At 71.4% G+C, this 14,124-nt stretch carries 13 protein-coding genes; 6 read left to right on the top strand and 7 right to left on the bottom strand.

What is annotated here, in order from left to right; genetic code table 11:
* Positions 1-25 precede the first annotated feature (25 nt).
* Positions 26-1,141, bottom strand: coding sequence for an alanine dehydrogenase (ald, locus tag HF323_RS05095; RefSeq protein ID WP_169581513.1), 1,116 nt, complete (start codon positions 1,139-1,141; stop codon positions 26-28).
* Between the two features lie 57 nt (positions 1,142-1,198).
* Entirely contained in the window at positions 1,199-2,188 is a 990-nt protein-coding gene (locus HF323_RS05090) for an asparaginase (RefSeq protein WP_169581512.1), read from the bottom strand.
* 51 nt (positions 2,189-2,239) lie between these two features.
* Here HF323_RS05090 and HF323_RS05085 point away from each other — a divergent pair, with 51 nt between their 5' ends.
* Entirely contained in the window at positions 2,240-2,716 is a 477-nt protein-coding gene (locus HF323_RS05085) for an OsmC family protein (RefSeq protein ID WP_169581511.1), read from the top strand.
* Between the two features lie 6 nt (positions 2,717-2,722).
* On the opposite strand, the gene HF323_RS05080 is transcribed toward HF323_RS05085, so the two are convergent.
* Positions 2,723-3,439 (bottom strand): lysophospholipid acyltransferase family protein, encoded by a 717-nt coding sequence (locus tag HF323_RS05080; RefSeq protein ID WP_169582107.1) that lies wholly within the window; start codon positions 3,437-3,439, stop codon positions 2,723-2,725.
* A 183-nt stretch (positions 3,440-3,622) separates the two neighbouring features.
* Here HF323_RS05080 and HF323_RS05075 point away from each other — a divergent pair, with 183 nt between their 5' ends.
* Together HF323_RS05075 and dxr are read left to right on the top strand one after the other, a co-directional pair.
* A complete protein-coding gene (locus tag HF323_RS05075) occupies positions 3,623-4,567 on the top strand; it encodes an FKBP-type peptidyl-prolyl cis-trans isomerase (RefSeq protein ID WP_169581510.1) in 945 nt (314 codons plus the stop codon).
* Positions 4,568-4,592: 25 nt separating this feature from the next.
* Positions 4,593-5,678 (top strand): 1-deoxy-D-xylulose-5-phosphate reductoisomerase, encoded by a 1,086-nt coding sequence (gene dxr / locus HF323_RS05070; protein ID WP_169581509.1) that lies wholly within the window; start codon positions 4,593-4,595, stop codon positions 5,676-5,678.
* 95 nt (positions 5,679-5,773) lie between these two features.
* Here the strand turns inward: dxr and HF323_RS05065 are convergent, their stop codons facing one another.
* The 3 genes from HF323_RS05065 to HF323_RS05055 all read right to left on the bottom strand — a co-directional run bounded on the left by HF323_RS05065 (position 5,774) and on the right by HF323_RS05055 (position 8,937).
* Complete coding sequence (locus tag HF323_RS05065) at positions 5,774-7,438, bottom strand: UDP-N-acetylmuramoyl-L-alanyl-D-glutamate--2,6-diaminopimelate ligase (RefSeq protein ID WP_169581508.1); 1,665 nt, start codon at positions 7,436-7,438, stop codon at positions 5,774-5,776.
* 112 nt (positions 7,439-7,550) lie between these two features.
* On the bottom strand, positions 7,551-8,258 hold the full coding sequence (locus tag HF323_RS05060; RefSeq protein ID WP_169581507.1) for a YcnI family protein: 708 nt from the start codon (positions 8,256-8,258) through the stop codon (positions 7,551-7,553).
* A 97-nt stretch (positions 8,259-8,355) separates the two neighbouring features.
* A complete protein-coding gene (locus tag HF323_RS05055) occupies positions 8,356-8,937 on the bottom strand; it encodes a hypothetical protein (protein ID WP_169581506.1) in 582 nt (193 codons plus the stop codon).
* A gap of 80 nt (positions 8,938-9,017) precedes the next feature.
* Here HF323_RS05055 and HF323_RS05050 point away from each other — a divergent pair, with 80 nt between their 5' ends.
* From HF323_RS05050 to HF323_RS05040, 3 genes are all read left to right on the top strand, one after another.
* Positions 9,018-10,367 carry a site-2 protease family protein gene (locus tag HF323_RS05050; RefSeq protein ID WP_169581505.1) on the top strand — a complete coding sequence of 450 codons (1,350 nt, stop codon included), beginning with the start codon at positions 9,018-9,020 and terminating at the stop codon, positions 10,365-10,367.
* An 83-nt stretch (positions 10,368-10,450) separates the two neighbouring features.
* The gene (locus HF323_RS05045) at positions 10,451-10,819 is read left to right on the top strand and encodes a YciI family protein (protein ID WP_169581504.1); all 369 of its coding nucleotides are present in this window, start codon (positions 10,451-10,453) and stop codon (positions 10,817-10,819) included.
* Positions 10,816-12,075: a DUF6596 domain-containing protein gene (locus HF323_RS05040; protein ID WP_317451000.1), complete on the top strand. Its 1,260-nt coding sequence runs from the start codon at positions 10,816-10,818 to the stop codon at positions 12,073-12,075. Before HF323_RS05045 ends, HF323_RS05040 begins: the two co-directional genes overlap by 4 nt.
* Before the next feature lie 45 nt (positions 12,076-12,120).
* Here the strand turns inward: HF323_RS05040 and HF323_RS05035 are convergent, their stop codons facing one another.
* Positions 12,121-14,079, bottom strand: a complete 1,959-nt coding sequence (locus tag HF323_RS05035; RefSeq protein WP_169581503.1) for a chorismate-binding protein — start codon at positions 14,077-14,079, stop codon at positions 12,121-12,123.
* Between the last annotated feature and the right edge of the window lie 45 nt (positions 14,080-14,124).

Raw genomic sequence — 14,124 nt, 5'->3', positions numbered from 1 at the left:
CCGGTGGGGCGAGGCATCCGGTGTCTCAGGCCAGTGCGCTCTCGAGAGGCGCGAGCTCGAGGCCGTGCGCGGTCGCCACGCCGGCATTCGCGATCCTGCCGCCGACGACGTTCAGGCCGCCGGCGAGGGCGGCGTCCGCGCGGAGGGCATCCTTCCAGCCGCGGCGCGCGATCTGGCGGATGTAGGGGAGCGTCGCGTTCGTGAGCGCCGAGGTCGACGTGTTCGGCACCGCACCGGGCATGTTCGCGACGCAGTAGAAGACGCTGTCGTGCACCGTGAAGGTCGGGTCCGCGTGCGTCGTGGGGCGGGTGTCTTCGAAGCATCCGCCCTGGTCCACCGCGATGTCGACGAGCACGCTGCCCGGCCGCATCCGCGACACCATGTCGTTGGTGACGAGCTTGGGAGCCTTCGCCCCCGGGATCAGCACCGAGCCGATCACGAGGTCGGAGTCCACGACCGCACGGTCGAGGTCGAAGGGGTTGGATGCCGCGGTCTTGACCCGTCCCTGGAAGTGGTCGTCGAGGTAGCGCAGGCGCTGGACGTTGGTGTCGAACACGGTGACGTCGGCGCCCATGCCGACCGCGATGACCGCGGCGTTCGCGCCGGCCACTCCGCCGCCGATCACCGTGACGCGCGCGGGGCGCGTGCCCGGTACGCCGGACATGAGCAGGCCGAGGCCGCCGGCAGAGCGCATCAGTGTCGAGGCGCCCACCATCGGCGCCAGACGACCCGCGACCTCGCTCATCGGGGCGAGCAGCGGAAGGCCACCGCCCGCGACCTGCACCGTCTCGTACGCGATCGCCGTCACTCCATCGGCGACGAGCCGTTCGGTGAGGGGGCGGTCGGCGGCGAGGTGGAGGTACGTGAACAGCACGAGGTCGTCGCGGAAGTAGCCGTACTCCGACGCGATCGGCTCCTTGACCTTCAGCAGCAGCTCGGCACGGGCCCAGACGTCGGCCGCGTCGTCGAGGAGCGTCGCCCCGGCCGACTCGTACTCGCTGTCGGGCATCGAGGAGCCCAGCCCGGCCCCGCGCTGCACGAAGACCTCGTGGCCTGCGGCGACGAGGTCGTGCACGCCCGCAGGAGTCAGGGCCACACGGTACTCGTTGTTCTTCACCTCGGTGGGGACGCTGATCCTCATCGTTGTGATCCTTTCCGCTCCGCCGTTGGAGCGCTCGGGCTCCTTGTGGGAGCGCCTCTAGAACGCGGGGCGGATCGCCCCGACAACCTGCCCGCCGCCGGAGACCGACAGCGGAAGCTGCTGCATCGTCGCTGCGACGTCGGCCGGCGCCAGCGCGCCCGCTCGCTCGAGCAGCCTCAGCGCCACGGCCGTCGCGGCTCGCCCGCTGCCGTCCAGCATCTTGAGCGCGACCGTGGTGCCGTCGGGAGCGACCATGACCATGACCCCCTCGGCACCGCCCTTCGCGAACACGCCCAGGCGCTCGATCACGACGGTGTCGGGACGACCCGGACCGTCGATCGTCCACGGGTTCTCGCGGACCGCCTGCACGAGCAGGCCGGCGCTGCGATGCAGCGCGAAGGGAGACGTCGTCGAGGACGTGCCGATGCGGTGGATGGCCCGCGCGAGACCGAACAGCGTCGTCGCGTACACCGGTGCGCCGCAGCCGTCGATCGCGATCGCCGACACCTTCTCGCCGAGGAGGCGCTCCACGACCTCGCGGATGTGCAGCTGCAGCGGGTGCTCCGCAGACAGGTAGCCGGCGGTGTCCCAATCGTTCGCGGCGCACGTCAGCAGCATCGCGGCGTGCTTGCCGGAGCAGTTCATGCGGATGCGCGAGGGCTCTGCCAGCTCGCGCATCATCTCGTCGCGCGCCGCCGTGTCGCCCGGCCAGGCCGGCGGGCAGCCGAGGTCCTCCTCACCCGCACCGGCCGCTGCGAGGATCTCGCGCACGACCGCGACGTGGCGGTCGGTGCCCGAGTGGCTCGCCGTGGCGAGGCCGAGGCGCTCACCCTCGAGCACGGCACCCGCCGAGAGGCACGCGAGGGCCTGCAGCGGCTTGAGGCTCGACCGGGGGAGGATCAGGGCCGAGGGATCGCCGAGGCGCTCCGCGATGGTGCCGTCGGGAGCGAGGACGATCGCGATGCCCGCGTGGCGCGACTCGATGAATCCGCTGCGGTCGACGACGGCGAGCTCGACGGCGTCGGCTGCGGCGAAGGTCTGCGGCACCCGGCCAGCCTACCGCCGGAGCGCGAGGGGCCCGCATGACAGACTGTGCACATGTGGGGTGAGCATCGATACTCCGTCCGGACGACCTGGACGGGCGACCGCGGCACCGGCACTTCCGGATACCGCGACTACGACCGGACCTCGACGATCGAGATCCCCGGCAAGCCGACGATGCTCGCCTCCTCCGACAAGCCCTTCCGCGGGGACCCGTCGCGGTGGAACCCCGAGGATCTGCTGCTCGCGGCGCTCAGCGAGTGCCATCTGCTGTCCTACCTGCACGCGTGCGTCCAGGCCGGGGTGGTCGTGGTCGGCTACGAGGACGACGCCTCCGGGCTCATGGTCGAGGACGGGCGGGGCGGCGGTGCATTCCGGGAGGTCGTGCTGAGACCGCGTGTCACGGTCGCGGACGCGTCGATGACGGATGCCGCGACCGCCGCGCACGCGCAGGCCAACGAGTGGTGCTTCATCGCCAACTCGGTGAACTTCCCGGTGCGTCATGAACCCACGATCGTCGTCGCGGGCGAGTGAGGCGCCTCAGCGGCGCTCGTGCGGCAGTACCTGCTTGATGCGCTCGATCGGCGTCTGCGCCGGCACCTCGTTGTAGGCGTTCGCGAGCTCCTGGCCCGAGAGGGCATGGATCGCCGCCATGATGTCGTCGGTCGCCAGGCGCCGGGCCCGTCCCGAGGTGGCCGGGCCGTGATGCCCCAGGTGCAGGGGCTCGCCGAACTTCACAGTCACCCGCTCGTTGAAGGAGGGTCGCTTCGCGCCGACCGGCATGACCTTGTCGGTGCCGATGAGGCCCACCGGCACGACCGGGGCGCCCGTCTGGAGAGCGAGGAACGCGACGCCGGTGCGGCCCTTGTAGAGACGGCCGTCGAGTGACCGCGTGCCCTCGGGGTAGAGCGCGACCGCGCTTCCCTGCTCGAGGAGCAGCCGCTGCTGGTCGAGTGCGTCGAGGGCGGCCTGCCCGGCACCCCGCTTGACGGGGATCGCCCCGATGGCGGTGAAGAACTCCCGCGAGGCCCAGCCCTTGAATCCGTGCCCGTCGAAGTAACTGGCCTTCGCGAGGAAGTGCACCGGACGCGGGGCTGCGACGGGGATCGCGATCGAGTCGATGAACGACAGGTGGTTGCTCGCGAAGATGACGGGCCCGTGCTTGGGCACGTTGGCCCGGCCCTCGATGTGCGGCCGGTACGCGATCCGGGCGAGCGGAGTGAGGATGAATCGGCCGAGGAAGTAGGTCGCGCCCATGCTGGTTCCCGGCGCGGGTGCGTCGTCAGCGGTCGGGTCGTCCGCTTCTGGCACCAGGTCGGAAGTCACCCGTCGAGGGTACTCCCGTTCTCATTCCGTTACCGGTATGTCGCGCTCTCAGCCCAGACAGAGGAAAGATGCGACAGGATGGAGCGTCCCCTGCAATCGACTCGAGGTCCCACCGTGCGCATTCGCCCGCTCGCCGCTCTGTCCGTCGCCGCCCTGTCGGCGGTCCTGCTCGCAGGCTGCTCGGGGGCCGCTCCCCAGGCGTCGCCCACCCCGACGGGTACCGGTTCCGCCGACCTCTGCGGAGCGATGGCACCGTCGGGCGAGGCATCCGACTCGATCACGGTCGATGGCGAGGCCGGCGAGAAGTCGACCGCCACCTTCGCCTCGCCGCTCGAGGTCGAGGAGCTGCAGAGCACCGTGATCGTCGAGGGCGACGGAGACCCGGTCGCCGCAGGAGACCTCGTCAGCTACGCCCTCACCGCCTTCAACGCGGAGACCGGCGAGGAGCTCGGCTCGTTCGGCTACGCCGACAACCCGGTCCTCCCGCAGCAGATCTCGCCCGAGAACCCGCTCGGCCAGCTCCTCGGGTGCTCGGCGCCGGGCACGCGCGTCGTCGCCACGTTCCCGGCATCGGAGTCGGCAGGGGCCGAGGTCTACGTCGTCGATCTCCTGGAGGTCGTCCCGAGCGCTGCCTGGGGCGAGGAGCAGGACGCGGTCGACGGCATGCCCGGCGTGGAGCTGGCCGACGACGGCGCGCCCACGATCACGATCCCCGAGGGTGAAGCGCCGACCGAGGTCGAGCTCGAGACCCTCAAGAAGGGCGACGGTGCGACCGTCGAACCGGGAGACACCGTGCTCGTGCACTACACCGGCGTGAAGTGGTCGGACGGCTCCGTCTTCGACTCGAGCTGGGACCGCGGAGTGCCCACGTCGTTCCAGACCACCGGCGTCGTCGCAGGCTTCCAGCAGGCGCTGGAAGGCCAGACCGTCGGCTCGCAGGTCGTCGTGGTGATCCCGCCGGAGTTCGGCTACGGCCCGTCCGAGGGCCACGAGCTGCAGGACGAGACGCTCGTCTTCGTCGTGGACATCCTCGGGACGCAGCGCGCGACCCAGCAGTAACCGCCGGCGCGGGTAGGCTGGCGCGATGCGTCGCGTCCTCGTCCTCGGCTCCACCGGATCGATCGGCACACAGGCGCTCGACGTCATCCGGGCCAACCACGGTCGGTTCGAAGTCGTCGGCCTCGCCGCGGGTTCCAACCGAGGAGCGGTGGAAGCCCAGGCCGCCGAGTTCGGCGTCGAGCACGTCGCGCTCGGCGCGGTCGAGGCGGAGCAGCTCGTGCGCGACGTCGAGGCCGACGTGGTGCTCAACGGCATCACGGGATCGGTGGGCCTGGGGCCGACACTCGCTGCGCTGGAGACCGGCCGCACGCTCGCCCTGGCGAACAAGGAGTCGCTGATCGTCGGCGGCGATCTGGTCACCGCCCTGGCGAAGCCCGGTCAGATCGTTCCCGTCGACTCGGAGCACTCGGCCATCGCGCAGGCGCTCCGCGCCGGCGACCGCGCGGAGGTGCGACGACTCGTGCTGACCGCGTCGGGCGGCCCCTTCCGCGGGCGCAGCCGCGAATCGCTGGGAGGAGTCACGCCTTCCGAAGCCCTCGCCCATCCCACGTGGGACATGGGGCGCGTTGTCACCACCAACTCGGCCACGCTGGTCAACAAGGGCCTCGAGGTGATCGAGGCGCATCTCCTCTTCGGGGTTCCCTACGGCGAGATCGACGTGGTCGTCCACCCGCAGTCGATCGTGCACTCGATGGTCGAGTTCAGTGACGGATCGACCATCGCACAGGCGTCTCCGCCCGACATGCGGCTCCCGATCTCGCTCGGTCTGGACTGGCCGCATCGCGTCGCCGGCGTGGGCCGCCCGCTGGATTGGTCGGTCGCAGCATCCTGGACCTTCGAGCCCCTCGACGAAGCGGCGTTCCCCGCCGTGCGCCTGGCCAAGCGGGTTGGACGCGCCGGAGGGACGTACCCCGCCGTGTTCAACGCCGCCAACGAGCAGGCGGTCGATGCGTTCCACGAGGGAAGGCTCAGCTTCCTCGGCATCCTCGACGTCGTCGATCGCGTCGTCGATCGGCATGAGGCGCCGGGAGCGCTCAGCCGAGAGAGCCTCGCCGAGGCTGAGCGCTGGGCGCGCGAGACCGCCGACCGCGAGATCGCTGCGGCGGGTTGAGGCGGTCGACGCGTTTCGTCTTGGTCGCTGCGCTCCCTCGCTCAACGACCGGGGTGCTGTCCGGTCGCCGAGCGAGCGGAGCGAGTCGGAACGCGTCAGGCGTCGGGGAACGCCGGGCGCAGCGGGTCGGAAGCCGGAGTCTCGTCGTCGGGGTAGGGCACAGGCCAGTGCGGCTCGGGAACTTCCCATCCGGCGGCGCGCAGGGCTCGGCGCGCGAGCTCGCGGGCCGAGTACGGCGTGCGGACACCGCGGATGTCGCGGTAGTCCTGGTGCCCAGGCCCCGCCCACAGGATCGCGTCGCCGTCGCCTACCAGCGCGACGGCCTCGATGATCGCACGCTCCGGGGGTGAGTACTCATGGATCTCGGCGTCGGGCCGCGCCCGCCGTGCGCCCTCGATCAGAGTCGCGCGGATGGAGTCCGGATCCTCGTGGCGGGGGTGGTGGTCGGTGATGACGAGGATGTCGCTACCCTCGACCCCGGTGCGACCCATGTCGTGACGCTTCGTGGCGTCGCGGTCCCCGTCGGCGCCGAACAGCATGACGACCTTGCCAGGGGTCACACGGCGAACGGCCGCCAGCGTCTTCTCGAACGCGTCGGGGGAGTGGCCGAAGTCCACGTAGACCGCCGGGCCGGTCTCGCCCGACACCAGTTCGGTACGGCCGGGGAGGTAGGCATCGATGCGGCCGCCGTCGAGCGCTTCGACGAGCCGCTCCCACGCGTAGCCGCCCTCGAGGATCATGACGATCGCGAGGCCGGCATTCGCTGCCATGTGACGCCCGATCACCGGCACCAGCGTCGTGAGGGTGCGGCCGTCGCGGGCGGTGAGGCGGAACTCTGTCCCGACCTGGCGCTCGTCGAGGATCTCGACCACCCAGTCGGCGGCTGCCGAGGCATCCGGATCCGATGCCAGCACCGGCGTGCCCACCGTCACGGTCGGCACCTGGCTGCGGGCGACGACTTCGGCGCCCTGCTCCGAGTCGACGCAGACCACGGCCCGACGAGAGCGGTCGGGCAGGAAGAGCGGGAGCTTGGCCTCGAAGTACTCCCGCATATCGGCGTAGTCGTCGAGATGGTCGTGGGTGAGATTCGTGAACCCCGCGACGTCGAAGACGATGCCGTCGACCCGGCGCCGGCTGAGCGCCTGCGCGCTCACCTCGACGGCGACGGCCTCGACGCCGCGTTCGCGCATGAGCGCGAGGAGGGCGTGCATCTCGTAGGCCTCGGGCGTCGTCAGGCGGGACACGACGACCTGCCCGGCGATATGGCGCTCCGCGGTGGAAGAGAGGCCGGTGATCGCGCCGAGCTGCCCGAGAATGCCCTCGAGCAGGTGCGACACGCTCGTCTTGCCGTTCGTCCCCGTCGTGCCGAACAGGATCGGGAGGGCATCGTCGCGGCCCGTGCTGTAGACCCACGCCGAGAGGTCTCCGAGAAGACCTCGGGGGTCCTCGACCTCGAGAACGGGGAGGCCGCTCGCAGCCGCGAGGTCGAGCCCATGCGCGTCGGTGATGACGGCGACGGCTCCCTTCTCCGCTGCCGCGGCGGCGAAGTCGGCCCCGTGGCGGTTCGCACCCCGTACCGCGACGAACACGTCGCCCGGGCGCAGATCGGCCGTGGCGAGCGTGATGCCCGTCAGCATCACGCCGGCCACGTCGCCGCGCACGCTCACGGCGAAGCGCTCGGCGAGATCGGCCAGGGAGTGGACAGGCGGCGCGTCCGGTCGGAGGACGGGCGGCAGGTTCGAGGGTGCATCGGTGGGCATGTCGCATCCATCCTCTCATCCGGGCGCGCGTCATCCGGGCGCTGGGGTCACGCCGTCGGCAGTCTCAGGGGAGGGCGGCCCGCGATGGGAGCCCTCCCCGTTCGCCCTGCTGTCAGCTCTTGCGGGCGCGGCCGCGCACCAGTACGACCACGAGCGCGGCGATGCCGGCTACGAGTCCGCCCGCAGCGAGCCAGCGCGCCACCGGGTCGGCCTCGGTCGAGGCGGCGGCGCTGTCCGCGGCGTCGGCGCCGGCCTGCTCCTCTGCGTGCTCATCGTCGGCGGATGCATCGCCGTGGCCGTCGCCCTCCCCGGCGGCGGCACCCACCTCGACGACCGGAGCAGGCGACTCCAGATCGTGCGGATCCTGGCCCTCCTCGGCGACCTCGGTCCACGCGGTCTCGCCTTCGACGCACGTCTGCGTCACGGGGAAGGCGACGGACGTGTCGGCGGCGGACTCCTCGAACAGCACGTCCATCGAGAGGGTCGCCTTGAGTCCGTCGTCGACGGGGGTGTCGCTCGTGAAGGTGATCTGGGTGGGGATGCCGTCGGCGCCCGCCTCCCGTGAGATCGTCCAGCCGCCCTGCACGATCGGCGTCGCATTGCCGACACCCTCGGGAATGTCGATCACCAGGGCGGTCGTCGGCGACCCGTCGCAGCCGTGCGAGAACGCGAACGTGAGGGTCTCGGTGGCACCGGCCGAAGCCGTGCCGGGGTCGATGTGGACGTGTGCCGAGGCGGCGAGGGGGACGCCGACGGCGAGGACGAGCCCGGCGGCCGAACCGAGGAGCAGGATGCGGGGCGTGAGGGTGCGCGTGGTCATTGTTCTCTTTCGTCGAAGAAGCGCGCGACGAGGTCGTCGCGTCGCGGATGCAGGGGGCATCGGCACGCGCGGGGGCGGGTGCCGGCGGATGCCGCGGTCAGGCGACCGCGTCGACGATGGCGGGAGGACCCCGCCGAGAGAGATCGGACAGGACGACGGCGTGGGCCGCGACGGCCACCACCCCGGTCGCCGTGCGGGGGAGTCGAGTGCGCAGGAGCGGCGTCGCGAGGGCGGGGCGCCGGAGGATCGATCGGATGCCCCGGCCGAGCGCCCGCAGCATCCGCTCGCCGCCGTACAGCCCGAGGACCGTCACCAGCGCCGCCAAGGCGTGCGCGACGAGCATGGGCGCCGCAGGCACGGCCAGCCCCGTTCCGGCCGTGCCCGCGAGTGCGGCGTGGTGGAGATGGCCGGTTGCGGAAGCCGGATCGGCTCCTGCGGTGACGGCGAACGCGGCGTGGAACAGCAGCTGGCCGACGACGACGGCGGCTCCGATGCGCGAGACCGACAGGCGCCGCCCGATGAGAGCCGTCGCGAACGGCCAGGCGAGCGTCGCCATGACCGCGACCAGGAGCGGAGCGGGCGCGCCCCCGCCTGCCAGCGTGTGAGAGGTCGCCGCCAGGATCGTCGCGACCGACGCAGCGGCGGCACCGCGCAGGGTGCGGACGTGGCGTGGGGTCACGGGATCCTCCTCAGCGAAGCCTACGCGAGTCCCGCAGGTGTCACGGCCAACTCAAAGCCCGACGCGGGTAGCGTGAACGTGTGGAAACTCTCGCCTTCGTGATCGGCGTCGTGCTCATGGCCGTGGGCGTGGCGGTGTCGATCGCGCTCCACGAACTCGGCCATCTGTGGCCGGCGAAGAAGTTCGGCGTCCGGGTGGGGCAGTACATGATCGGCTTCGGTCCGACGCTGTGGTCGCGCCGGATCGGCGAGACCGAGTACGGCTTCAAGGCCATCCCGCTGGGCGGCTATATCTCGATGGCAGGGATGTATCCGCCATCGCCCAGGCAGCTCGCCGCCGCCTCCGCGGGCCAGCGGGCCGGCCGTGCGGGCGGAGGCTTCTTCGCGACCATGGTGCAGGACGCGCGCGCCGCCAACGACGAAACCCTCCTCAGCGAGGATGACGATCGGGTCTTCTACAAGCTCGCCGTCTGGAAGCGCGTCGTGATCATGCTCGGCGGCCCGATCATGAACCTGCTGTTCGCGATGGTCCTCTTCGCCATCCTGCTCTCCGGGATCGGGGTGCAGACGGCCACCACCACCGTGTCCAGCGTGAGCGAGTGCATCATTCCCGCGTCGTCCGAGCGAACGGAGTGCGAGGCATCCGATCCCGCCGCTCCCGCCGCGGCCGCGGGCATCCGGCCCGGGGATGTCATCGTGGCGGTCGACGGCGAATCGGTGGCGACGTTCGCCGACGCCGCCGCGATCATCCAGTCCTCTCCGGGCCAGGCGATCGCCATCACGGTGCAGCGCGACGGCGGGGAGCAGACGCTCACACTGACGCCGGTCGCGACCGAGCAGACCGTGACCGACGAGCGGGGCAACCCTGTCCTCGGAGAGGATGGCGAGCCGCAGACCGAGGAGGTCGGCATCGCCGGCATCCGCCAGGAGGTGGCGTACCTGCGTGCGCCGATCTGGGCGGGACCGCAGGCCGCGATCGAGAACACCGCCGCGGTCGCCGGGATCATCTGGCAGCTCCCGGTGAAGGTGTGGGAGACGGGCGTCACCCTCGTCACCGGCGCAGAGCGCGACCCGAACGGCCCGCTCAGCATCGTCGGAGCGGGGGTCATCGCGGGCGAGGTCGCCGCCGCGGAGGCACCGGTGCTCAACCGCTTGGCGGGATTCCTGTCGCTCCTGGCCTCGCTCAACATCGCGCTCTTCGTCTTCAACCTCATTCCGCTGCTCCCGCTCGACGGGGGCCACGTCGCGGTCGCGCTGTGGGACGGCATCAAGCGCACGTGGGCCAAGCTCTTCCACCGCCCGCCCCCGAAGCCCGTCGACGCGACGAAGCTCGTGCCGGTGACCTTCGTCGTCGTGATCGCGCTCATCACGATGGGCGGCGTGCTGATCCTCGCCGACATCATCAACCCGGTCTCGCTGTTCGGTCCGTAGGAGATTTCGCCGAGGCTGTCGAAAACGGTCTTGTCCGTTCGCTGTGGAGATGAAACGGTTCCACTGACGAAAGGACTCCGACCGTGAAGTACGTCCTGATGTTCACCAGCACGCCCGAACTCGACGCCGCTGTTCCGCCCGAGCGCGCCCAGGAGGTGTACGGCCGCATCTTCGAGTGGTTCGGCCAGCACGCCGACCACCTCGACGACTCCGGCGCGGAGCTTCATCCGGTGACGACGGCGACGACCGTCAAGCACGGCGGAGACGGACCGGTCGTCGCGGACGGCCCCTTCTCCGAGGCGAAAGAGGTCATCGGAGGGTTCAGCGTCGTCGATGTGCCCGACCTCGACGCGGCGATCGCTATCGCCAAGACGTGGCCGGCGCTCGAGCTGCCGGGGGTCGCCGTCGAGGTGCGTCCGATGATCGTCGACTACAGCCAGTTCGAGCAGTGAACGAGTCGGATGCCGCGGCTCCTCGCCCGAGCGGCGGCGGTGCCGCGGCATCCGATCTGCATCTCGCCCGTGTCGTCCGCGAAGAGTCGGGCATGCTCGTGGCCACCCTCACCCGAGCCTTCGGCAGTCTCGACATCGCCGAGGAGGCCGTCGCCGAGGCGGTCGAGGAGGCGCTGCGCGCGTGGCGCGTGAAGGGGGTCCCGCCCAAGCCGGGGGCGTGGCTGCTGCAGGCGGCCCGTCACAACGCGCTCGACCGCGTGCGGCGGGATCGCGGTCTGCGAGAGCGGATGCCGGCGCTCGCGGCGACGCCCCCGACGGCGTCTGCGTCACACAGTGAGCCCGGCGAGGCGGACGAGCGGATCCCGCTGCTCTTCGGATGCTGCCACCCGGCGCTGTCGCCCGACGCGCAGCTCGCGCTGACGCTGCGCGCGGTGTGCGGGCTCACGACCGCGCAGATCGCGCGGGCGACCTTCAGCGCCGACGCGGCGGTGAGTCAGCGGATCGTGCGGGCCAAGCGGAAGATCGGCGCCGCGGGCATTCCGCTCCGCATCCCCGAAGGCGCCGAACGCGCGGAGCGGCTCGACATCGTGCTGGCCACGATCTCGGTCATGTACAGCGAGGCGCACCTCGTCGCCGGCGGTGATGCCTCGGCGGATCGGGACCTCGCAGACGATGCGCTGTGGCTCGCCCGCGTGGTCGCGCTCGCGCTGCCCCGCGAGCCGGAGGCACTCGGTCTGCTCGCACTCCTGGCCTTCCACCGTGCCCGTGAAGCGGCGCGCGCCGTCGGAGGAGCGCTGGTGCTACTGCCCGACCAGGACAGGTCGCGCTGGGATCAGGCGCTGCTCGGCGAGGCGCGCTCCGCGCTCGAGCGAGCCGCGCGTCTGCGCCGACCCGGGCGGTGGCAGCTGCAGGCCGCCATCGCGGCCTGCCATGCAGATGCTCCGGATGCCTCGGCCACCGACTGGCTGCAGGTGCTCACGCTCTACGACATGCTGCTCGCGTACGACCGGTCGCCCGTCGTGCGCCTGAACCGCTCGGTGGCCCTCGCGCGCATCGACGGCCCCGACGCAGCGCTCGCCGAGGTCGATGCGCTCTCCGGACCGCTGGCGCGGTCGCACCTGTGGCACGCGGTCCGGGCGTCGCTGCTGCGCGACCTGGGGCGCCGCGATGAGGCGCTCGCCGAGGACCTCATGGCCCTCGAGCTCACCGCGAACGAGGCCGAGCGTCGGCTGCTCGCCGAGCGCGCCCGCCGGTGAGTCCGTGTACCGGCTGAGATCAGGGACTCGGTCCACGCCCCCGCTTCAGGACGCGACGGGCTCGAGGGCGTGCGAGACGAGTCGCTCGAGCGTCGTCATGCCGTCCCGCGACAGGATCGACTCGAGGTGCCCCTGCACCGACGCGTACCCCGGTCCGCGCAGCGCGTAGACCGCGCCGGTCGAGGCATCCGCCGCGATCTCGGTGTCGCCGATGACCGACGTGCCTGCGGGAACGCGGGCGGTGAAGGTGTTGTAGAAGCCGATGGAGGCGGGCTCCCCGAACACGTCGACGGTCTTCTGGAGGCCCTGGTGCGGCGCGGCCAGCGGGGCGAGGTCGATGCCGAGCGAATCGGCGAGGATCTGGTGGCTCAAGCACACCGCGAGAAGCGGTCGGCCGGAGGCCCGGCGACGTGCGACGACCTCGCGCATACGCCGCAGACGGGGACTCGCCGGGTCGCGGGGGTCGCCGGGGCCGGGGCCCGAAACGACGAGCTCGGCGCCGTCGACGTCGGCGTCGGTGACCTCGTTCCAGGGCACGATCCGGGCGTCGAGGCCCAGGTGGCGCAGTTGGTGCGCGAGCATCGTCGTGAAGCGGTCCTCGGCGTCGACGACGATGGCGCTGCGGCCGTCGAACGGCCCGCTGTCGGAGCCCTGCGGCTCGAGCCAGAACGACGCCAGCCGGCCGTTGCGAGAGGCCAGGAGCGAGGCGATCGCCGGATCGTCGGCGAGACGGCGCGGCTCGGCGGCGGGCGCGTCCTCGTCGATGGCCTCGGTCTGCGCGACGGAGGCGCCGGCGGGGTCGCTGGCCGCGAGCTTCGTCGAAGGATCGCGGGCGATCGCTCCGATCGCCCCCAGCACTCCTGCCGCCTTGCCGTGCGTCTCTCCGACCTCGCCATAGGGATCCGAGTGGCGCACGAGGGTCGCGCCGACCGGCACGCGCAGCCGGCCATCGACGAGATACGCCGTACGGATGAGGATCGGCGCGTCGAGGTCGTGCGACGGGACGTCGGTCGCGGCATCCGTTCGGGGCGTGAACAGGGCGGCGACGCCGGAGTAGTAGCCGCGCGGCGTGCGCTCGTGCCGCGTGATGACGGTGCAGGCATTCTGCATGGGCGAGCCCGTCACGGTGGGTGCGAACATCGTCTCGCGCAGGATGTCGCGAGGATCGAGGCGGCTGCGACCCCGCAGAACGTACTCGGTGTGCGTGAGGCGCGACATCTCCTTGAGATGCGGTCCGGTGATGCGTCCGCCGTCGGAGCAGACGGCGCTCATCATCTTCAGCTCTTCGTCGACGACCATGAAGAGCTCCTCGGTCTCCTTGGTCGACTCGAGGAAATCGGTCAGCGCCTCCGGTGTCGCGCCGCCTGCGGGATGGCGGAACGTGCCCGAGATCGGGTTCATCGTCACGACGCCCTGCTGTGCCGACACGTGGGCCTCGGGGCTCGCACCCACGGCGACGTGTCCGGGTGTCACGACGGCGAACGTCCAGTACGCGCCGCGCTCGAACTCGAGGAGGGCCCGGAACCAGGTGAGCGCCGCAAGCGTCGGATCGGCGTCGACGGCGGCGGTGAAGTCCCGCCGGATGACGAAGTTCGCTCCCTCACCACGCCCGATCTCGTCGGCGATGACGGTGCGGACGATGTCGGCATACTCCTCGTCGGCGATGTCGAAGCCGGCATCCGCGAGGGGGACCGGGTCGGTCGGCAACTCGGCCAGCGCGGCGTCTCGCGAGACCGCGGTGTGCTCGGTCACCACGAGGCACCGCAGCGGCGCGCGATCGTCGTGACACTCGAAACCGCGTTCGCGCACCTGACGGAAGGGGACGAGTGCGAGAACCTCCCGCGGTGAGCCTGCGTCATCGTGCAGCGGGATGTCGGCGAGCAGGTCGACGTCGACGACATCGCCGGTGAGGACCTCGACCGTTGCGCCGTCACGCGCGATGAGAGCGAACGGGATGCCGCGCGCGGCCAGATCACGGAGGGAGGTGAGGGCGGACCCTGTCATGGTCGGTCTTTCGTCGTGGGGGCGGTCAGCCCTACGAAAAAGAAG

Source organism: Microbacterium sp. MF43, from assembly GCF_012847295.1.
Classification (GTDB): domain Bacteria; phylum Actinomycetota; class Actinomycetes; order Actinomycetales; family Microbacteriaceae; genus Microbacterium.
Note: the sequence above shows the minus strand (reverse complement) of the source record. Positions and strands in the feature narration are given on the sequence as shown.

Excerpts from the sequence above, each read along its gene's own strand:
- HF323_RS05085 (WP_169581511.1), top strand. The coding sequence starts at position 2,240 with ATGTGGGGTGAGCATCGATACTCCGTCCGGACGACCTGGACGGGCGAC.
- HF323_RS05035 (WP_169581503.1), bottom strand. The coding sequence starts at position 14,079 with ATGACAGGGTCCGCCCTCACCTCCCTCCGTGATCTGGCCGCGCGCGGC.
- HF323_RS05065 (WP_169581508.1), bottom strand. The coding sequence starts at position 7,438 with ATGCCCACCGATGCACCCTCGAACCTGCCGCCCGTCCTCCGACCGGAC.
- ald (WP_169581513.1), bottom strand. The coding sequence starts at position 1,141 with ATGAGGATCAGCGTCCCCACCGAGGTGAAGAACAACGAGTACCGTGTG.
- HF323_RS05080 (WP_169582107.1), bottom strand. The coding sequence starts at position 3,439 with ATGGGCGCGACCTACTTCCTCGGCCGATTCATCCTCACTCCGCTCGCC.
- dxr (WP_169581509.1), top strand. The coding sequence starts at position 4,593 with ATGCGTCGCGTCCTCGTCCTCGGCTCCACCGGATCGATCGGCACACAG.
- HF323_RS05060 (WP_169581507.1), bottom strand. The coding sequence starts at position 8,258 with ATGACCACGCGCACCCTCACGCCCCGCATCCTGCTCCTCGGTTCGGCC.